Origin of the sequence: Nonomuraea sp. NPDC050540 (genome assembly GCF_044457485.1) — a bacterium.
Lineage (GTDB): Bacteria > Actinomycetota > Actinomycetes > Streptosporangiales > Streptosporangiaceae > Nonomuraea.
In genome coordinates, this window is the sequence record NZ_JBITHA010000023.1 from 1 (window position 1) to 19,062 (window position 19,062).

General features: G+C 72.2%; 21 protein-coding genes. 10 read left to right on the forward strand and 11 right to left on the reverse strand.

Annotated features, from left to right (window positions below; genetic code table 11):
* Positions 1-250 precede the first annotated feature (250 nt).
* The 3 genes from ACIBI5_RS47270 to ACIBI5_RS47280 all read left to right on the forward strand — a co-directional run bounded on the left by ACIBI5_RS47270 (position 251) and on the right by ACIBI5_RS47280 (position 3,083).
* Positions 251-832: a TetR/AcrR family transcriptional regulator gene (locus tag ACIBI5_RS47270; RefSeq protein WP_397257315.1), complete on the forward strand. Its 582-nt coding sequence runs from the start codon at positions 251-253 to the stop codon at positions 830-832.
* A gap of 39 nt (positions 833-871) precedes the next feature.
* Positions 872-1,906, forward strand: coding sequence for an alpha/beta hydrolase (locus tag ACIBI5_RS47275; RefSeq protein ID WP_397257317.1), 1,035 nt, complete (start codon positions 872-874; stop codon positions 1,904-1,906).
* Positions 1,907-2,702: 796 nt separating this feature from the next.
* Positions 2,703-3,083, forward strand: coding sequence for an HNH endonuclease family protein (locus ACIBI5_RS47280; RefSeq protein ID WP_379613248.1), 381 nt, complete (start codon positions 2,703-2,705; stop codon positions 3,081-3,083).
* A 3-nt stretch (positions 3,084-3,086) separates the two neighbouring features.
* Here the strand turns inward: ACIBI5_RS47280 and ACIBI5_RS47285 are convergent, their stop codons facing one another.
* Positions 3,087-3,563 carry a hypothetical protein gene (locus ACIBI5_RS47285; protein WP_397257319.1) on the reverse strand — a complete coding sequence of 159 codons (477 nt, stop codon included), beginning with the start codon at positions 3,561-3,563 and terminating at the stop codon, positions 3,087-3,089.
* Between the two features lie 143 nt (positions 3,564-3,706).
* Here ACIBI5_RS47285 and ACIBI5_RS47290 point away from each other — a divergent pair, with 143 nt between their 5' ends.
* Complete coding sequence (locus tag ACIBI5_RS47290; protein WP_397257320.1) at positions 3,707-4,099, forward strand: hypothetical protein; 393 nt, start codon at positions 3,707-3,709, stop codon at positions 4,097-4,099.
* Here ACIBI5_RS47290 and ACIBI5_RS47295 read toward each other — a convergent pair.
* Complete coding sequence (locus ACIBI5_RS47295) at positions 4,084-4,878, reverse strand: DUF4097 family beta strand repeat-containing protein (protein ID WP_397257322.1); 795 nt, start codon at positions 4,876-4,878, stop codon at positions 4,084-4,086. The two genes, ACIBI5_RS47290 and ACIBI5_RS47295, sit on opposite strands and share 16 nt — an antisense overlap.
* A 77-nt stretch (positions 4,879-4,955) precedes the next feature.
* Here ACIBI5_RS47295 and ACIBI5_RS47300 point away from each other — a divergent pair, with 77 nt between their 5' ends.
* Positions 4,956-5,678 carry a TetR/AcrR family transcriptional regulator gene (locus ACIBI5_RS47300; protein WP_397257324.1) on the forward strand — a complete coding sequence of 241 codons (723 nt, stop codon included), beginning with the start codon at positions 4,956-4,958 and terminating at the stop codon, positions 5,676-5,678.
* Positions 5,679-5,727: 49 nt separating this feature from the next.
* Positions 5,728-6,225, forward strand: a complete 498-nt coding sequence (locus tag ACIBI5_RS47305) for a DUF1707 domain-containing protein (protein WP_397257326.1) — start codon at positions 5,728-5,730, stop codon at positions 6,223-6,225.
* Positions 6,226-6,232: 7 nt separating this feature from the next.
* On the opposite strand, the gene ACIBI5_RS47310 is transcribed toward ACIBI5_RS47305, so the two are convergent.
* From ACIBI5_RS47310 to ACIBI5_RS47335, 6 genes are all read right to left on the reverse strand, one after another.
* Positions 6,233-6,493, reverse strand: a complete 261-nt coding sequence (locus ACIBI5_RS47310) for a hypothetical protein (protein ID WP_397257328.1) — start codon at positions 6,491-6,493, stop codon at positions 6,233-6,235.
* A gap of 5 nt (positions 6,494-6,498) precedes the next feature.
* The gene (locus ACIBI5_RS47315; RefSeq protein ID WP_397257330.1) at positions 6,499-6,912 is read right to left on the reverse strand and encodes a CBS domain-containing protein; all 414 of its coding nucleotides are present in this window, start codon (positions 6,910-6,912) and stop codon (positions 6,499-6,501) included.
* Positions 6,913-7,056: 144 nt separating this feature from the next.
* Positions 7,057-8,049: an SDR family oxidoreductase gene (locus ACIBI5_RS47320; RefSeq protein ID WP_397257332.1), complete on the reverse strand. Its 993-nt coding sequence runs from the start codon at positions 8,047-8,049 to the stop codon at positions 7,057-7,059.
* A 64-nt stretch (positions 8,050-8,113) separates the two neighbouring features.
* A complete protein-coding gene (locus tag ACIBI5_RS47325) occupies positions 8,114-8,488 on the reverse strand; it encodes a PRC-barrel domain-containing protein (RefSeq protein WP_397257334.1) in 375 nt (124 codons plus the stop codon).
* A 55-nt stretch (positions 8,489-8,543) separates the two neighbouring features.
* A complete protein-coding gene (locus ACIBI5_RS47330) occupies positions 8,544-10,361 on the reverse strand; it encodes a polysaccharide lyase 8 family protein (protein ID WP_397257336.1) in 1,818 nt (605 codons plus the stop codon).
* Between the two features lie 3 nt (positions 10,362-10,364).
* On the reverse strand, positions 10,365-11,387 hold the full coding sequence (locus ACIBI5_RS47335) for a sensor histidine kinase (RefSeq protein ID WP_397257338.1): 1,023 nt from the start codon (positions 11,385-11,387) through the stop codon (positions 10,365-10,367).
* A 7-nt stretch (positions 11,388-11,394) separates the two neighbouring features.
* Here ACIBI5_RS47335 and ACIBI5_RS47340 point away from each other — a divergent pair, with 7 nt between their 5' ends.
* Positions 11,395-11,997 (forward strand): response regulator, encoded by a 603-nt coding sequence (locus tag ACIBI5_RS47340; protein WP_397257340.1) that lies wholly within the window; start codon positions 11,395-11,397, stop codon positions 11,995-11,997.
* Positions 11,998-12,044: 47 nt separating this feature from the next.
* Complete coding sequence (locus tag ACIBI5_RS47345; RefSeq protein ID WP_397257342.1) at positions 12,045-12,989, forward strand: glycerophosphodiester phosphodiesterase family protein; 945 nt, start codon at positions 12,045-12,047, stop codon at positions 12,987-12,989.
* Here ACIBI5_RS47345 and ACIBI5_RS47350 read toward each other — a convergent pair.
* Positions 12,986-14,497, reverse strand: coding sequence for an NAD(P)-binding domain-containing protein (locus ACIBI5_RS47350; protein ID WP_397257344.1), 1,512 nt, complete (start codon positions 14,495-14,497; stop codon positions 12,986-12,988). The genes ACIBI5_RS47345 and ACIBI5_RS47350 overlap by 4 nt on opposite strands.
* Positions 14,498-14,537: 40 nt before the next feature.
* The gene (locus ACIBI5_RS47355; RefSeq protein WP_397257346.1) at positions 14,538-15,422 is read right to left on the reverse strand and encodes a DUF1702 family protein; all 885 of its coding nucleotides are present in this window, start codon (positions 15,420-15,422) and stop codon (positions 14,538-14,540) included.
* A 119-nt stretch (positions 15,423-15,541) separates the two neighbouring features.
* Here ACIBI5_RS47355 and ACIBI5_RS47360 point away from each other — a divergent pair, with 119 nt between their 5' ends.
* Both ACIBI5_RS47360 and ACIBI5_RS47365 read left to right on the forward strand, forming a co-directional pair.
* Positions 15,542-16,072, forward strand: coding sequence for an RNA polymerase sigma factor (locus ACIBI5_RS47360; RefSeq protein ID WP_397257348.1), 531 nt, complete (start codon positions 15,542-15,544; stop codon positions 16,070-16,072).
* The gene (locus tag ACIBI5_RS47365; RefSeq protein ID WP_397257350.1) at positions 16,059-16,505 is read left to right on the forward strand and encodes a hypothetical protein; all 447 of its coding nucleotides are present in this window, start codon (positions 16,059-16,061) and stop codon (positions 16,503-16,505) included. Before ACIBI5_RS47360 ends, ACIBI5_RS47365 begins: the two co-directional genes overlap by 14 nt.
* On the opposite strand, the gene ACIBI5_RS47370 is transcribed toward ACIBI5_RS47365, so the two are convergent.
* Positions 16,498-19,047 (reverse strand): AAA family ATPase, encoded by a 2,550-nt coding sequence (locus ACIBI5_RS47370; RefSeq protein WP_397257352.1) that lies wholly within the window; start codon positions 19,045-19,047, stop codon positions 16,498-16,500. The two genes, ACIBI5_RS47365 and ACIBI5_RS47370, sit on opposite strands and share 8 nt — an antisense overlap.
* Between the last annotated feature and the right edge of the window lie 15 nt (positions 19,048-19,062).

Genomic DNA, 19,062 nt, shown 5'->3' on the forward strand with positions numbered 1-19,062 from the left:
AGCACGACATTGCGCCCCTTGGGACCAAGGGTCACCTTCACGGCGTCAGCGAGCTGGTTCATGCCGCGCTCGAGACCGCGCCGGGCGTCCTCGTCGAACGCGATCATTTTTGACGTCATTCCGCACTCCTGACCTGTCTGTGGAGGGACGGCACCCGCGACTGCGCCGTCCCGGCTCGCTGGCACTCTACAGAGAATTTGCGTGTCACGCACATGATGCGCGACGCGCAATCTCGCGGTATCGTATCGGCATGACCGACGAGACCGCAGACCTACGGACACGCAACAGCCAGGCCACCAGGGAGGCGATCGGCCATGCGGCGCTGCGCCTGGCCATCGAGCAGGGGCCCAACGGGCTGGCACTCGTGCGTGTTCACGACATCGCCGCGGCCGCCGGGGTGTCGCCCCGCACGTACAACAACTATTTCTCCAGCAGAGGCGAGGCGATCTGCGCCTTCCAGGCCGACCAGTCAAAACGCGCGGGCAAGGCCCTGCGCGCCCGCCCGGCCGGCGAGTCGCTGACCGAGGCCATCACCGCCGCCGTGATCGAGCTCTACACAGAACCCGAGCCAGACCGGGCCGGGCTGAGCATGATCATGCTGACGCCCGAGCTGGAAGGCGAGGCGCTCAAGGCGTTCACCATGGCCGAGGGCCCGCTCGCCGACGCGATCGCGGACCGCACCGATGGCGACGGCGACCTTTTCCCCGCCGTTACGGCTGCCGCCGTCGCGGGCGCGGTTCGGGTGGCGGGGCGGAGGTGGCTGGAACCGGGCACCGCAGAACCCTTCGCCGCCATCCTCCGCCGCGCGCTGTCCCACGTCCTGCCCGGCTAGACCCCCCGCCGTTGACCCTGCTCACGTGAGGAGTGCTCCGTGCTTCCCTGGTCCGCCGACCTCGCCGGTCGCATCGACCGCCATGTCATCGACAGCGATGTCCTGCGCGGCAACCCGCTGGGCGATCCGCACGAGCGGCCTTTGTGGGTGTACGTCCCGCCCGGCTACGACGACGAACCCACCAGGCGCTACCCCACGGTCTACGTCATCCAGGGCTATACCGGGCACCTCGCCATGTGGAGCAACCGGACCCCGTTCCGCCGGCCGTTCCCCGAACTGGCCGACGAGGTGTTCGCGGCCGGTCAGACGCCCCCGGCGATCGTCGTCTACGTCGACGCGTGGACGGCCTACGGAGGCAGCCAGTTCCTCGACTCCCCCGGGACCGGCCGCTATCACACCTACCTGTGCAGGGAGGTCGTGCCGTGGGTGGACGGCCACTACCGCACGCTGCCCCACCGGGACATGCGGGCGATCACCGGCAAGTCGAGCGGCGGCTATGGCGCCATGGTCACCGCGATGATGCGGCCCGACGTGTTCGGGTTGTTCGCCACGCATGCCGGTGACGCGCTGTTCGAGACCTGTTATCTGCCGGAGTTTCCGCGGGCGGCCCGGACGCTGCGTGACCTCTATGACGGGTCGTACGACGCGTTCCTGGCCGACTTCCGCGGGCGGATCGCCATGACCAGGCCGGGCGACGACGTCCTCATCGAACTCTACGGCTATGCGGCCGCCTACTCGGCCGACGAGGACGGGACGGTCCGGTTGCCGTTCGACGGGAATGGGGCGTTGGTTCCGGAGGTCTGGGAGAGGTGGCTGGCCAGAGATCCCGTCCGTATGGCCAGGCAGGAGCAGTATGCCGGGTCGCTCAAAAGCATGCGGGGTGTCTGGATCGACGCGGGCACCAGGGACGAGTGGTACCTGGACCTGGGTGCGGCCGCCTTTCATCAGGCGGTTCTTGACGCTGGGCTGCGGAGTGAGCGGACGCGGTTCGAGCTGTTCGACGCCACGCATATGGCGATCGAGTACCGGTATCCGCTGGCGCTGGCGTGGTTGTGTGAGCGGTTCGCCGCCTGACCGCCCCTCTTCTCGGTCGGGCTCGCCTGTCAGCGGTGCTCGCGTGTCGGTCGGGGGTTGTGGCGGTCGGGGGTTGTGGCGGTCGGGGGTTGTGGCGGTCGGGGGTTGTGGCGGTCGGGGGTTGTGGCGGTCGGGGGTTGTGGCGGTCGGGGTTGTGTGCCGGTCGGGGTTGTGTGCCGGTCGTTCTCGTCTCTCGGGCGCGCTCAGCTGTCGGTCGCGCTCCAGGGGTTGGGTGGGCTTGCGGGCGCGGGTGCTTTCGGGCCACGGGCATGAGCCGGGTGGACGGCGTAGCTGTCCAGTGGGCACGCGGCGACGACCACCGAGGGCTGAGGTTGGGCGCCGGCAGGGGCCAAGGTTGGGTGGCGGCTGGGACATGTTGGGCTGGGTGTATCGAGTCGGTTGATTTGGGGCGTGGTGCAGGGAGGAGTTGCTCTTGGGGCGACGTCTCTGGGGCCGGGTAGCTGCTGGGATGTGGGGAATCCCGGGTGCGCGAGGGCGGCTGAGCCCTTACGGTGTCGTGGGTATGGGGGAAAGCATGATCTTAAGTCGGGTGGTCCGCGTCGCCGTACTCACTGCTCTGGCTGTTCCGGTTACGGCGGTGGCCATGAGTCCGCAGGCGGCGGCTGAACGGCGCGAACAGTCACAGGCCGGGTCTCTTCGGATGCTTGGGCAGCTGAAGGTTGCCAAGGCGTTGTCCGGCCGGGGCTACAGTCATCGGCGGTTCCAGCCTCGGTGGGCACATCACCGGGGGACCTGTGACGCGCGCGAAGTCGTGCTGGCGCGTGATGGGCGGGGTGTGCGGAGGAACAAGTACTGTCATCCGGTCAAGGGGACCTGGTACAGCCCTTATGACGGCAAGGTGCTGAAGAGCGAGAAGCTGGTGGACGTCGACCATGTGGTGCCGCTGGCGTACGCGTGGCGGTCGGGGGCCAAGCGGTGGAGTCAGGCCAAGCGGCGTGCGTTCGCCAATGACCTGACGCGGCCCGAGCTCAAGGTCGTCAGCCACTCGATCAACATCGCCAAGGGCGGCAAGGGGCCGCAGAGCTGGCGGCCGCCGCGCCGGGGCTACTGGTGCCGGTATGCCACCTCCTGGATCTCGGTGAAACATCATTACCGCCTCTTCGTCACCAAGCGGGAGAAGAAGGCGCTGATCAACATGCTCCGTACCTGCCGCTGACGGTCATTGGGGGCCTACGTGCGCGCGGAAGCGTTCGTGGGCCGCCTGCTTCGTGATGCCCATGGCCTCGCCGACATCGGCCCAGGAGGCACCGGCTGCCTTGGCCCCGGCCACGGCCTGGTCGAGCAACGTCCGCTGCCAGCTCTCCACCTGTGCCAGCAGGGTGAGGGCGGCCAGCGGGCGGTCGGCGGCGAGGTTGACGATCTGCTCGCACAGCAGGTTCGACTTGACGACCAGCCAGCTGGGTGGGGCTGCGGCCAGGAGCGGGGCGGCATGCGTGTACCAGCGGCCCTCCGCCTCCTTGACGCCTTCCGGGGTGGGCGGGAAGCGGCGGCGGTCGGCCCATCCGCAGGAGCAGGCGGCTTGGTAGCCGGTGAAGGCTCGGGTGAAGGCACTGGAGGAACGGGCCAGTTGCCCGTCGGGGAGGACGGGCGCGGCGAACCCCTCGTGGTCGGGGATGTCGGAAAGCTTCATCGTCATACCCGTCAAGATACCCTGACGACCAGCTTGCCGTGTTGCCGTCAGGACATCTTGACCCCAGGAGGTGCTCAAAGCGGACGGCAAGCAGGTCTCACCGGCCGACTTCGGCCCCCGACCCGGTCAACCAGCCCGCACGTCCTGCCGTGGCACAACTGATCGGGCTGGGTCTGTCGCAGTCGGTCCTGGCCGCGAACGACGTCCGCTTCGACGAGGGCGGTGACGCGCTGCTCATGCCCGTCGGCACCGCGGTCGTCGTCGCGGTCCCGGGCTCGCTCAACCTGGCGGGCAGACGCGCGGGCTGGATCCTCACCCTGATCGCGCAACCCCTGTTCCTCGTGATGGACGCGCTCGTCATCCTCAGCCGGCCGTCGAAGGTGGAGTACCCCCAGAACAGCGCGGACGCGCGGGCGGTCGTGGACGCGACCTCGGACGTCTACCCGGACTGGGTGCCGGTCCCGACCGGGGGCCGCATGTTCTTCACCCCGGTGGTCGTGCTGCTCCTCCTTCCGCCGGCCCGCGCCTACTTCCGCAGGTGAGCCACGCGGCGGACCACCACGTTGCCGTGCGTGGCCGAGGCGTGGATCACGAGGTTCTCCTCTGCCGGCTCGGGCGGCGGCTCCGCGTCCAGCAGGTCGCGTACGGCGCCGTAGGTGGAGCCGAGGCTCAGCACGGCGGCGCTGCCCTCCCTGACGCCCACGTCGACGGCCCCCGAGCCGGTCGTGAGCGTGACGAGGCCGCGGATCACCTCGCCGATCCTGATGTCGCCGTGCGCGGTCATCACCTCGACGTCGGCGTGGGCCCGTTCGACCACGATCCGCCCGTTGGCGGCGCGGACCCGCAGGCTGCCGGTGACCTCGCCGAGGCACAGGTCGCCGCTGGGCATCTTGATCACGGCCGGACCCTCGACCGCGGCGACGCACACGTGGCCCGACCCCGACTCCAGGTGGAGCCCGGCGGTCTGGTCGAGCTGGATCTCCCCGTGGGTGGTGCGGATCCTGGTCTCTCCGAGCCGGCCGTGGCTGCGTACTCCGCCGGTGGACAGGCCGACCTCCAGGCCGGAACCTTCGGGGAGCCGGATCTCCACCTCGACCGCGCCGGTGCGGCGCCCCCACAGGCGCGGCGTGCGCACCTTCAGGAGGCCGCCGGAGTACTCCACCTCGGTCAGACCGGCCGCGGTGGCGTCGTCGTCGCTGGCCGGGTCGAGCGGGTTCACCCTGACCAGCGTGTCGGCGCGGCGCTCCGCCACGAGCCGAACTTCTCCCGCCGCGAGGTCGACCGCGGCTTGGATGGGTTCCGGGGTGTCGAAGGAATTCACACCGTGCACCCTAAGCGAACAGTGTACTCGATGGCAATCACGCTGTGCACTACAATGGCCGCGACCAGGGAGAGAGCATGCAAGAACAGAGCCCGTCGGTGTGGACGCGCCCGCCCAAGAAATCGCCCGCGCTCACCCGCGAGCTGATCGTCGCCACCGCGATCCGCGTCCTGGACGCCGAAGGGCTGGAGGCGCTGAGCATGCGGCGTCTCGGCGCGGAGCTGGGCACCGCCGCCACCGCCTTCTACCGCCACGTGGCCAGCAAGGACGAGCTGATCGAACTGGTCGTCGACCAGATCTACGCCGAGATCGAGATCACCGAGAGCGGCGACCCGGCCGACTGGCGCACCCCCACGCTCGCCTGCGCCCACAGCCTGCGCGCGGCGATCCTGCGCCACCCCTGGTCCGCACAGCTCTTCGGCGCGGCCGGCCTGTCGTACCTCGGCCCGAACACCATGGAAAAGACCGATCGCATGATCGGCATCCTCGAGACCGCCGGCTTCCCGCTGGAGGCGGCCAACCGGGCGCTGAGCACCGTCGCGTCCTACGTCACCGGTGTCAGCACGGCCGAGGCGGCGGTGCTGTCGCTGATGGCCCGCAACGGCCTGAGCCAGGAGGATTGGGTGGCGCTCATGTGGCCGGTCGCCGAGCGGGCCGCCCAGCCGTACCCGCGACTGCGCCGTCTCTACACCGCCCAGCACGTCGCCGACGTCAGTGTCGATGCGGCGCGCGAGGACCAGTTCTCCTTCGGCCTGCGCCACATCCTCGCCAGCCTGGAGTCCGAGCGCACTACCGGATGATGCATGGCACCATTATGGTGTCTGTATGACACCATGAAAGGAGGTCGTCATGCCCCTGTCCGAGGCCGAGCGCGACCAGGCCGTCCAGAGGCTCCAGCACGCCTACGCGGAGGGCCATCTCGATTCCGCCGAGATGGAAGTGCGGCTGGAGCAGGCCCTCACCGCGCGCTCCCCCAGCACGCTCGCCACGGCGCTGGCGGAACTGCCCGACGAGCGGGTCGAGCTGGTCTCCACCGGAGCCCGCATCCGCCGCTCGGGCGCGTGGCGCGTCCCCCGCTCGCTGCGGATCATCGGCGAGTACGGCGGCGCCAACCTCGACCTGTCCGCGGCCGACATCCGCCACGCGGCCATCGAGATCGACTTCCAGCTGGCCTACGGCTCGGTCCTTCTCACCCTGCCGAAGCGGGCGAGCGTCGACTACGACCGGGTACGCCTCACCTGGGGCGGCGCCACCCACCGTCCACCCCGCAACCCGGGCCCGAGCACTCTGCACGTCCAGGTGAGCGGCGAACTCGGCTACGGCCGCCTCAAGATCCGCCACCGCTGAGGCCGCCTCAGCCGGCTTCCCCGGAACCACGGGCGCGCTGCCCGCGAACGGCCAGCACCATGTCCACGACCGTGGCCACGATCACCACCCCGGCCCCGGCGGCCAGCAGCGGGATGCCCAGCAGCAGGCTCGCCACGCCGAGCACGACGGCGAAGATCAGGATGAACGAACCCACCCTGATGTGCACCACGTCACGCGGGGTGGCACTGGCCATCGGCTTGCCCTCGGGCGAACGCTCGGGCGGACGGTAGTCCTCGTTGTGCGTCATGGTCATCAACTCGCAATCGCGCTCATCAGGTCCCCCACCGGGGCATCCGGCAGGGCGCGGGCGACGTCGGCCAGGGCGACGACGCCGACCAGGCGGTGGCCGTCGAGGACGGGCAGCCGCCGGACCTTGTACGCGGCCATCGTGCGCAGGATCTCCCTGGCGTCGTCGTCGGCGCCGACCGTGACCGGCCTGCCCCGGGCCAGCTCGCCCGTACGGCAGGAGTCCGGATCCTTGCCGATCGCCAGGACCTTGACCACGATGTCCCGGTCGGTCAGCATCCCCCGGAGCCGCTCGTCCGACCCGCAGACCGGCAGTGAGCCGACGTCGAGACTGGCCATCTTCTCCGCGGCCTCGGACACGCTGGCGTCGGCGGCGATGCACTCCGCGCCGGGTGTCATGATCTCTCGTGCGGTCGGCATGTCCCTCCTCGGACGGATCGGACGGATCGGACGGATCGGTAAGGGCCCTACCTACCCCCGCGCCGGCCCTCCACACCGGCCGCCGGTTCTCCGCCACGGCCAAGTCGCCGCTCGTGAACGGACAGCTACCCACGGTCACGCTGTCTAACGGAGCGCCCGCCAGCCCAGGAAGGCGGCGGCAGCGGCGCCGAGGGCGAGCGCGCCTCGGTGGCGAGAGAGCCAGACCTGCAGGCTGCGGGGGTGGCTGCGTTCGTCGAAGCGGCCGTGCGCCCCGTAGGACTGCTCGTCGTCGGCGGGTTTCCACAGGTTGTGGACACCGCTGGGCGCCTCGCCGGCGATCTGCTGCGCGTCGACTCCGGTGCGGGCCAGGTAGCGGTCCAGCGCTCCGGCGGCGAACTTCTGCGCCAGGATCGTGGCCGCCGTGGTGGCGCCGACCCAGTACTCGCGGCGGCGCGGGTGCTCGGCGGCGTAGACCATGGCTCGGGCGGCGACCTCGGGCTGGTAGATCGGCGGCACCGGCTGCGGATGGCGGCCCAGCCTGGCCAGCACCCAGTCGAACTGCGGGGTGTTGAGCGCGGGCAACTGCACCATCGTGATCTGGATGTCGCTCTTCTCGTGCAGCAGTTCGGTGCGGACGGACTCGGTGAAGCCCTTGATGGCGTGTTTTGCGCCACAGTAGGCGGACTGCAGGGGGATGGCCCGGTAGGTGAGCGCCGACCCGGCCTGGACGATGACGCCGTGGCCGCGGGGGCGCATGAGGTCGAGTGCCACGCGGGTGCCCCAGACGTAGCCGAGGTAGGTGACGCGAGTGGCGCGCTCGTACTCCTCGGGCTGGATGTCCCAGAACGTGGCGAACACCGAGGAGAAGGCGACGTTCATCCACACCTCGATCGGGCCGAGGTCGGCCTCGATCCGCTGTGCGGCCTGCCGTACCTGGTGATAGTCGGCGACGTCGGCCTCGTAGACGAGGCCCTCGCCGCCCGCGACGCCGACCTCCACCGACGCCTCGGCCAGGCCAGCCGTGCCACGCGCGATCAGCGCGACGGTGGCGCCGCGCGTGCCCAGTTCCCGCACCACGGCGCGGCCGACACCGCCGCTGGCGCCGGTCACCACGACCACCTTTCCTCGCAGATCCATGGAAACCTCCTCGGAGACCGGCCACGGGCAGGCCGCGAGGGCGGCCTGCCCGTGGGTTTCGCGTTTACAGAGGGCCGGGACCGTACGGGGGGAACTTCCCGTAGTAGGTGCCTATCTGGTCCCGGTAGACGGACTCCTTGTAGTTCGACGCGTCGAACTCGGGAGCGTCCTTGATCTCCTGCTTGGTGCGGGAGACGTGGACTCTCTTCTCCTGCGGATCCACCCTGGTGACGACGCTGGCCGGAAGCATGACCTTCTTGCCGAAGATCCACGGGCCGGTGTCGACGACGATGTAGCTCTCGCCGACCTCGTAAGTCGCCTCGTCGACCGAACCGATCTTGCCGTCGGTCGCCTCGACGGTGTATCCGGCGAGATCCATGGTGCCGCCGGTTCCGTACACGTCGTGGTGGTAGGCCCACAGGTTCGGGTCAGGCTGCATGACTGCTCCTTTCCTTTGGTTGCGGACGCACATCCGGCTACCCGGCGGCAGGCGGCTAAACGGGGAGCGTCACGGTCCGGGGCTCGGGGAGGGCCTCGAAGACGAGGACGTGCCGGTTCCAGACGACGGTCAGACCAGGCAGTTCGCGGCACGGGTCGGCGACCGTGAGCGTGGCGGTGCCGTCGCCTTTCTCCCTGACGAGGACCGCGCAGGGCGCGGAGGCGGTCAGCGGGCCGACGGTGCCGGGCCGCCAGAAGTTGGCCGCGGTCAGGCCCAGCCCCGGCACGTGTACGGCCTGCTGCCCGCTCGTGTTGGCCAGGACGTGCAGCCAGGTCGACGCGGCGGCACGGGCCCGCGTCCCGGCCTCGGAGGCGCCGGGCAGCAGGGCGTAGGCGTAACGGGCGTCCGCGGGGTCGGCGCCGTGGTCCAGCCAGAGCGTCACGTACCGCTCGTCGCGCCCGATCTTCGGCTGCGCCCCGTCCAGGACGACGTATCCGGCGTGGCCTTCCAGGTGGAACCAGCCCGCCCGGCGGTCCACGGCCAGGGCGGCGCCGGTCCTGCGGTTGTCCACGACGGTCTCGACGGGTACGCCGTCGCGGCACGCGATCCCGGCTCCCAGGCAGACCACGGCGTCGTCGAGGAAGAACCACGACTTGAACGCCTCAAGTGAGCTTTCCAGGCCGGACAGGTGATGGCCGACGGTGGCGTACGTGCCGTCGGTGGCGCCGCCGACCCAGCGCCACGGGGTGAGGGTCTCGCCCCACGCGGTCCCGGCGCCGTCGGGCAGGCGGCGGGTGGAGACCGTGGTGCCGGGCAGCCGGTAGGGGTCGACGCTCTGCCAGAAGCCGTCCGCGTACTGGGCGGGGTGCTCCGGGGTCCACCAGTAGAGCATTCCGGCGCCGGTGTGCCAGCCGCGCAGGTTCTCGCCGTTGCCGTGCTCGTAGTGGCCGATCCGGTGCGAGCTCATGCTGAGCGCCGCGCACCAGCCGGGCGCCCGGTGGACGGCGCGGGCGCTCATCGGCATCAGCACGTGGCCCGGCGGCTCGGGCCGCGCCGCGACCCTGTCGTCGTCGAGCAGGCCCCAGCCCTTGACCATGCCGCGCCACCGGGCCCGCTCGGCGGCGCCGGCCGTCTCGCCGAGCAGCAGCACGGCCTCGGCGATCTCGCGGGCTCTGCGCCGGGCGCCGTCCGGGTGCCTGCCGACGCTCCTGCCCCGGACGAGGTCCATGCACAGGCCCTGGTGGATGAAGGGGGCGAAGGAGCGCTCGACGCTGTCGTGGACGACCTGCCGGTCGGCGACCTCCCAGGGGGTGCCGCGCAGCACGGCGAAGATCCTGGCCAGGCCGGACAGCAGCACCGCGCCGTAGCCGCCCTGGTAAGGGACCCAGGAGTGCTGGATGAAGGAGCCGTCGCGGTAGAAGCCATCGCCTTCCGTGACATAGCGCAGGACCGGCGCGAGCCCGGCGACCGCTCTGGCCGCCCGTTCGCGGCCGGAGCGGCCGCCGCCGAGGACGGCGCGCAGCAGCAGCACCGTGCACAGGTCCACGCGGTTGGCGCCGGTGCTGGTGCCGTCGTAGTCGTCGAGCACGCTCTCCGGGACGAAGTGGTCGACGGCTTCCAGCAGCAGCGTGCCCCGGTAGCCGGTACGCATCGCGCTGTCGAGGAGCCGCTTGGGCACGCCGATCCGCCAGCGCCACCAGTTGCCCTCGGGGTCGGCGCCGGGGGCGTAGGCCCGCCGGATATATCCGTCGATGTCGTGGACAAGTGAGCCCGTGGCCAGCTCCCGCCAACGCCGCCCGACCAGCTCTAACGGGTCCTCGGCCGGGAGCAGCGCGGCTGCCCCCAGCAGGAGCATCGCGCGCCTGGACAGCATCGGCTACTCCGGGAAGGTCGCGGTCACGACCCAGCGCTCGCCGTCCCGGCCATAGGCGAGGGCGCCGCCGTACTCCTGGAGATCGGCGGCCAGGCTGCGCAGGCCGTAACCGCCGCTCCCGGCCCGCCGCGCGCGCACGGGGATGCTGACGATCGTCAGCACCCGCCCCTCGGCCAGGTACTCCACCCGCGCGCCCGGCCCGCCGTGCCGCAGCGCGTTGGTCGCCGCCTCCCCGACCAGGCGGTGGAAGACGTCCGCGAGCGGCGGCGCGAGATCCATCGACGGTACGGCGGGCACGTCCAGCCCCGCCGCCCGCAGCCGGCTGAGATGGGCGGAAAGCTCCGCCCCCGAGGCGTCCCGCCGGTCGAGATCGGCGATGGTGTCGCGGACCTCGGCCAGCGCCCTGCGCCCCGCCGACAGCACCCGATCCACCCGCTCGCGCTCCGGCGGCGCGAAGGCGGCCGTGTGCCGCAGCGCCTCGGTCTGGACGAGCATCACCGTGACGGTCCCGGCCAGCGTGTCGTGCAGCCGCCTGGCCAGCCGTTCGCGCTCGGCCGACTCCGCGCGCAGCCGCGCGTGCTCGGCGGCGGTGGCCGCCAGCGCGGCCCGCTCACGGGCGTGCTGGCCGCGCTCGACCCCGGTCACCCACACGACGGTGAACGACACGAGGCTGATCAGCCCGCCCTCGACCGGCCCGCGCAGGGTGGCGTCCGAGATCGACAGCGCCAGCGCCGCGGCCGCGCACAGCCAGATCCGCACGCTCCTGCTGCCGCTCCCGGCGGCGGCGTGCAGCGCGAGCATGGCGGGAAGACAGCCCACCACCCGCCACATCCCGAGCCGCAGGTGCACGAGCGTGGCCAGCGCGACCACGACGAGCACGAGCGCGGGGTACCTGCGCCGCCAGGCCAGCGGAAGAATCTGCGCCAGCCCGAGCGGCGCCGAGACGGCCGCGCCGCTGATCACGAAGAGCCCGGCGAGGAGTCCGGCGAGCGAGAGTTCCAGCCATAGCCGGGCATCTCGTAGCATCGGCCGCGTGATCAGGCTCGCCATCGTCGATGACCAGGCGCTCGTCCGGGAGGGCATGTCCCTCATTCTCGGGGCACAACCTGACATCGAGGTGGTCGCCGCGGTGGAAGACGGGCCGGAACTTCTCGCCTTCCTCGCGGCCGGCGAGGTGGACATGATCCTGCTGGACCTGTACCTGCCGGGCATGGACGGCATCACGCTGCTGCGCGAGCACCTGCCCAGGCCGCGGCCGCGCGTGCTGATGCTGACCACGGTCGGCAGGGCCGGGGAGATCCAGCGCGCCCTGGCCGCCGGGGCTGACGGCTTCGTGCTCAAGGACGCCACCGGCGAGGAACTGGCCGCGGCCGTCAGGGGCGCGCACGCCGGCGTCACCACGCTGAGCGCCTCGGCCGGCCGGCTGCTGGCCCGCGCCCGCCCGCCCGGCCTGGAGGCGCTCACCGCCAGGGAGCGGGAGGTCCTGGACCTGGTGGCCGAGGGCCTGTCGAACCAGGACATCGCCCGCACGCTGGGCCTGGCCGAGCGCACGGTCAAGGCGCACGTCAGCAACGTGCTTGCCAAGCTGGGCGTCACCAGCCGCACCCAGGCCGCGCGGCTCGTACCAAGGGACTAGTCCCTTCGCCGGTTGTGGGCCGGGCCGGCCGACGCGATCGTCGAGCGGTGTCGAAACGCCGCATCGCCCTCGTCGTGCTCCTGGGCCTCGTGCTCGTCTACGCGGGCAACCGCTCGTGGAGCGCCCCGGACGAGCCGCCGCTGCTGCTGGCCCACCGCGGGATGGCGCAGACGTTCGGGTTCGCCGGCCTGACCGGCGACACCTGTACGGCGGAGCGCATCCACCCACCGCGGCACCCCTACCTGGAGAACACCCTGGAGTCCATGCGCGCCGCCTTCGCGGCCGGAGCGGACATGGTCGAGTTCGACGTCCAGGTGACCAAGGACGACAGGATCGCCGTCTTCCACGACCACCTCCTGGAGTGCCGCACGGACGGAAGGGGCGCGGTCCGCGACCACACGATGGCCGAGCTGCGCCGCCTGGACGTCGGCCACGGCTACACACCCGACGGCGGCAGGACCTTCCCCTTCCGCGGCAAGGGCGTCGGCCTGATGCCGGCTCTGGATGAGGTCCTGGAAGCCTTCCCCGGCAGGGAACTGCTGCTGCACATCAAGAGCGACGACCCCGCCGACGGCGAGAAGGTGGCCGAAGCCCTGCCCCCCGAGCGCCGCGCGAAGATCACCGTCTACGGCGGCGACGCCTCGGTGGCCGCCTACGCCGCCAAGGCGCCCGGCGCCAGGGTCGGCTCCCGGGCCATCATGGAACGCTGCGGCCTGCGCTACGTCGCGACCGGCTGGACCGGCCTGGTCCCCGCGGTCTGCCAGAACATCCAGTTGCACCTCCCGGAGAGCTACGCCCCCTGGCTGTGGGGCTGGCCGCACAGGTTCGTCGAGCGGATGCGCGCCCACGGCACCCGCGTCGTCCTGGTCGCGGGCGACGGCGGCTGGTCGGAGGGCTTCGACACCCCCGCCGACCTGGAACGCCTGCCGGAAGGCTACGCGGGCGGCGTCTGGACGAACCGGATCGACGTGGTGGCCCCGCACCTGCGCTAAAGCTGCCCGGCCAGAAACCCGGTGAGCGGCTCGACGTGCCTGACCGGGTCGCGCCAGCGCGCCCGCAGATCCTCCAGCAGGTGTTTCTCCGCCACCAGGGCCCCGCCCCGCCACCGGCGCACGACCGGATGCAGGAAGGCGCTCTCCTCGGCCCGATCCGGCTCGGGATGCCGCTGGATGGCGAAGACGTCCGGCTGGTCGCGCGGCCCCCAGCGCAGCGTGAGCGTGAGCAGATCGTGGAACCGCCCGGTCGCGTAGTCCTCGGGCAGGTCCTCGTAGTGCTCGATCCGGCCGTCCTCGATCACGTAGGCGTCGCAGAGGTACTCGAACTGCGTCCACAGCGCCGAGCTCCAGTTCGCCCGGTCCAGCATGTACGCGCACAGCCCGCCCGCCTCCACCGGCGCCGGCCGGTGCTCCAGCGGCGCCCCGTCGAAGCGCTCGGCCAGCAGCCGGTCCAGCGTGCGCAGGTTGTAGCGGAAGCCGTCGATGAAGGCCGAGGAGGCGTGCTTGACGTCGCGCCCCTGCATCAGCGTCCCGGCGAAGTACAGCCCGTCGACGTTGGCCGACTGGAAGTCCGGCCCGATGGCCGGGATCCGCCCGTTCTCGTGCAGGTACGGCACGCTGCCATCACCGAACACCCCCTGGTCCATGGTGAACCCGGTGCACCGCAGCACAGCGTCGTAGTCGAGCAGCGCCCGCTCGCCGTCGGCCAGCGTGTAGGTGATGGCGACCTTGAAGACGTCGTCCTCCCGCCAGATCCGGTCGATCTCGCACTCCAGGACCGCGTGCAGGGTCTTGAACCAGTAGCTGTCGAGGAAGGCGCCGTACTGCCCGCGTACGTCGCCGGGGTGCTTGCTGCGCCAGGCCAGCCGTAAGGGGCGGGGGCTGGCCAGGTGGACGATGTCGGCGTGCGGCAGCAGCGCCTGCGCCGTCTCGAACGCCGAGTTGCCCTTGCCGATGACCAGCACCCGCTGCCCGGCGAAGCGCGCGCCGTCGGTCTCCATGTCCTCGTAGCCGACCGCGTGCTCGATCCCCGGGATCTCAGGGACGTACGGCCCGCCCCACCCGGTGGCCACGACGACGCACTCGGCCCGGTAGACGTGCTCGCCCGCCCGCACCACGAAGCCGTCCTCCTCGCGCCGGATCTCCGTGACCGGCGTGGAGTAGCGCACGTTGAGCGCGTGCTTGGCCGCGAAGTCGGCGAGGTAGCGGGTCAGGTCGTCGGCCGCGGGCAGGTACTCGGCCGAGTACGCGGGGAACAGCAGGTCCGGCGTGTCGTTGAGCAGCGAGTTCCAGTCCCAGCGCAGCCGGATCTCCGGATCGTCGTCGCCCACGTGGACCTTGTTGAGCGAGATCAGCCTGCGGTGGCGGGGATAGTGCCGGAAGAAGGCCCCCGGTCCCGCCTCCCGCTCCAGCGTCACGTAGTCCGCGCCGCGGCGGTGCAGGAAGTAGCTGAGCTGGAGTCCGCCGGGACCGGCGCCGACGACGAGATAGCGGTAGGTCTGCACACCCGTAGGTTCTGCGGGCCGCCCGGAGCGGTCAACCCCCTCAGGAGCGCACGTTTCTCCGCGATCCCCACAACCTGCGGATCTCCGCCCGCCAGAGCTGGTACTCCTCCGCCGTGTGGCCGCGGCCGCGCCTGGCCTGCTCGGCCCAGCCGGCCGCCCGCTCGGGTCCGGCTCCGGCCAGGATCTCGATGGCCTGCTCGGCGCGGGCGGGGACGAGGCCGGAGCGCACCCTGGCCGCGGCGGCCAAGGCGGCGCCCTGGGCGAGGTCGGCCCGGTTCTCGCCGGCGTGGCGGGCCAGCCGTACCAGGTCGTCGGGGGTGGCGCCGCCGGCGTGGACGGCGGCCAGGCCCGCGCCGCTCCACAGGTCGGCGTGCCGGTCGAGTGGGAAGGCGGCGATGGTGACGGCGAGGGCGTCCACGTCGGCGCACTCGCGAAACCACAGTGCCCGGCCGTAGCCCTGGTCGCGGATGGCTCGCCTGACCCCGTTGGTGGTCAGGCCCACGGGCTGGCGGAAGAAGGCCTGGTGGAAGCCGTAGCCGTCCCAGCTCAGCCAGCGCAGCAGCGGGTCCAGCGCCTTGCGCATGGGCCACGGCCGCAGCCGGAGCCTGGCGAAGGCCCATCCGGCGCCCAGATGGATCGGGTACGGGTGCTCGCGCCCCTGCCCGGCCAGCAGCGCGGCCAGCCGCCTGCCGCCGGAGAGGGTCAGGACGTCGTGCATGGCACACGCCATCCCGGCGCCTTCGTAGGCGAACCCCCGCATCTCCGGCGCGAGGCCGGAGACGTCCATCCCGCCGGGACCCGCGGCGTTGAACCCGGCCATGAAGGCCCGCCCGACGGCTTCCAGGTGGCCCCTCGCGGGCCCGAGCCGGAACCCGCGCCGCTCGAAATCGACCTGTCCGGCATCCTGATATAGGAGCTTTCTCATGCGTCCCCCCGCCAAGAAGGTAGGGACGTGACAGAGCGTGAACAAGCCTGCACACGACCGCATGAGGTGTTTATCGCCCCGGCATGAACCTTCCCGGACCATCACCCGACTGGACAGGCATGAGCGACGAGTTGCTGGTGGTCCGCTGCCAGCTCGGCGAGCGCGACGCGCTGGCCGAGCTGGTCAGAACATGGCACGGACCCGTCTGGACCTACGTCCATCGCATGCTGGACGCCGAGCGGGCCGACGACGTCACCCAGGAGGTCTGGGTGGCGGTGCTGCGCGGCCTGCCCCGGCTGAAGGAACCGGGCAGGTTCGCGCCGTGGCTGTTCACCATCGCGAGGCGGTCGGTCGCCGACCGGCTGCGCGCCGAGTACGCCCAGCCGCCACCGGAATCACAGCCGCCCGGCCCGCAGGGTGACGTCTTCGAGGCGGCGCTCGACCGGGCCGAGCTGGTCGACGCCCTGGCCGCGCTGCCCGTGCGGGAACGGGACGTGCTCGCGCTGTTCTACCTGGAGGACTTCTCCCTGGAGGACTGCGCGCAGATCTGCGGCGTACCGGTCGGCACCGTCAAGTCACGGCTCAACCGCGCCCGTCGCCTGCTGTCGGAACACCTCACGCGAAAGGGATACGGCCATGAACTCGCCTGATGACATCATCGCCACGTTGTCGCCCGTGCTGTCGCCGTGGCGGCGCGCCGGCGGGCTGGTCGCGCTGCTCGCCGGGCTCTCCGGCGCGGTCGCGCTGGGCTCGCTGTGGCTGACCGAGCCGGGACCGCTGCCGGACCGCCTGCACCTCGCCTTCGCCCTGCTCCTGGCCCTCTGCCTGGCCTGGGCCGGGTACGGCGGGTGGGTGCTGGCCCGGCGTACGCCCATGTTCGCGCTGGACCGAGTGGTCGCGGGCTGGCTCGCGGTCGCCGCCTCCACCATGACGGCGGTGCTGCTCGCCGTGCTCGCCGTCGTGCGCGACACTCCTGTCCTGTTCGTGGTGGGGCCGCTGTGCGTGGCGGTCGCGGCGGTGGTGACGTTCCTGGCTCACCGCCGGCGTAACGCCCTGCTGCGCAGGAAGGCCGAGCTCAGCTGAACAGGTGGGCCAGCTCGGTCCTGGTGGCCACGCCGAGCTTCGGGAAGGCCCGGTAGAGGTGGTGGCCGACCGTCTTCGGGCTCAGGAAGAGCTGGGCGCCGATCTCCTTGTTGGTGGCGCCCGTCGCGGCCAGCCGTACCACCTGCAGCTCTTGCGGGGTGAGGGCGGCCATCGCGTCGGGCGCGGCCCGCGCGGCGGTCTCACCCGCCGCGCGCAGTTCGGCGCGGGCGTGCTCGGCCCACGGGTGCGCGCCCGCGCGCTCGAACGTCTCCAGCGCGGCCCGCAGCTGCGTGCGGGCCTCGGCCTTGCGCCGCTCACGGCGCAGCCACTCCCCGAACAGCAGCCTGCTGCGGGCCTGCTCGAAGGGCCTGGCCCCATCCCGTACGGCCAGCGCGAACTGCTCCTCGGGATCCTCGGCCAGCAGGGCACGGCAGCGGGCGAGCACCGCGTCGGCCCAGGGCTGACCGGCGGCCCGCGCCCACCGCTCGAAGCGCTCAAGCGGCTCGGCGGCCCGCTCGGGACGGCCCAGCCTGACCGCCGCCTCGACCTGGTCGGGCGCGAAGTAGAGCGCGTGGTTCTGCCCGGTGAGCTGATCCATGCGCTCCAGCGCCGCCTCGAAGCGGCCGCGCCCCAGGTCGAGCAGCGCGCCCGCGCGCCCGGCCCACTCGCCCTCGCCCTTCTCCTCCTCGCCGCGTACCGCCGCCAGCACCGCGAGCAGGCCGCGCGCGTGCGCCTCGCGCCGGCGCTGTCCGGTGTCCACGGCGATGCGGATGGTCTCGTCGACGCTGGCCGCCGCCTCGTGGAAGCGGCCCAGGAAGAACTCGGCCTCGGCCAGCGTCCCCAGCACCCCGGCCAGCCAGCCGATCATGCCGCGCCGCCGGAACTCGCCCGCGAGCACCAGCATCGTCTCGCGCGATCGGGCGAAATCGCCGCTGAAGAAGTCCACCATCACGGTCGCGAGCCGCTCGCCGACCAGTCCCGCGCGACGCTGGGGCATCGCCGCCACGTTCTCGCGCAGGATCCGCAGGCCCTCACCGGGATCGCCGGACATCAGCTCGGCCGCCCCGCCGATGGCCGCCGCCAGGGACTCCTGCCCCGGCAGCTCGGCCAGCAGGCCGTGCGCGCGCCGCATGCCCTCGGGGTCGGCGCGCGTCCAGGCCGCCCTGGCCGCGTCGGTGAGCAGCCGTACCCGGGCCTCGCCCTCGGCCCGCCCGGCCGCCTCGATGAGGATCGTGTAGGCGGCGCCCGGGTCGCCGTCCTCGAAGGCGACCTTGGCGCGCAACGTGGCCAGCGCGTCCGGGTCACCGCTCAGCCGCAGCGCCTCCTCGACCAGGCCGCCCGCCCGCCCGTTCTGCCCGGCGTCCGTCGCCGTTTGCGCTGCCGCGGTCAGCCGGCGCAGCCGCCGCTCCGGGTCAGGGGTCAGGTGCGCGGCGCGTTCCAGGGCCGCCGCGGCGGCGGCGTACCCGGTGCGGTCGCGCGCCCGCTCCGCCGCCGCCTCCAGTCCCGCCGCGACCTCCTCGTCCGGCCCGGTCGCCGCCGCGGCCAGGTGCCACGCCCGCCGGTCCGGATCGGCCGCGGTCGCCGCCAGAGCCCGGTGTACGGCCAGCCGCTCGACGAACCCGGCGCTCTGGTAGGCCGCCGCCCTGGTCAGCGAGTGCCGGAACGAGACCGTGGAGCCCCGCACGCTCACCAGCCCCTCGGCCTGCGCCAGCGCGTCGTCGGGCAGCCCGAGCTCGCGCGTGGCGGCGAGGATCGTGCCCAGCTCGCCGGAGTCGGCCGCGGCGGCGACCACGAGCGCGCTGCGCGCCCGCGAGGGCAGGACGGCGATGCGCTTGCCGAAGGCCTCCTGCAGGCGGCGGGGCAGCGGCAGCGGCCCGACCTCCGCCGCCGCGGAGGCGGGCAGTTCGAGCAGGGCCAACGGGTTGCCGCCCGACTCCTCGACCACCCGGTCTCTGACGTGGGGCGGCAGGCCGGGAAGGTGGCGGGCCAGCAGCGCGTGGGCCGCCGCCCGGTCCAGCCCCTCGACCCGCAGCTCGGGCAGCCCGGCCAGCGACGCCTCGTCACGGGCCGAGACCAGCATCACCACGCCCTCGGCGTGCAGGCGGCGGGCGGCGAACAGCAGGGCCTCGGCGGAGGCCTGGTCGAGCCACTGGGCGTCGTCGATCAGGCAGAGCAGCGGCGCGTTCTCCGCGAGCAGCGTCAGCGTGGCCAGGCCGATCATGAACCGGTCGGCCACGCCGTCGGTGGCCAGGCCGAACGCGGTCCGTACGGCGGCGGCCTGCGGCTCCGGGAGGGCGTCGAGCTGGTCGAGGAGGGGGCGCAGGATCTGGTGAAGGGCGGCGAAGGGCAGCTCCGACTCGCTCTCCACCGCCGATCCGCTCAGGACCGCGAACCCGTCGGCCGCGCGGCCCGCGTGCTCCAGCAGGGCGCTCTTGCCCACGCCGGGCTCGCCGCGCAGGACCAGCGCGCCGCTGCCGCCCTCGCGGGCCGTGCCGAGCAGCCGCTCGATCGCGACCAGCTCGTTCTTCCTTCCCTGGAGCACGCCCCAGAACCTAGC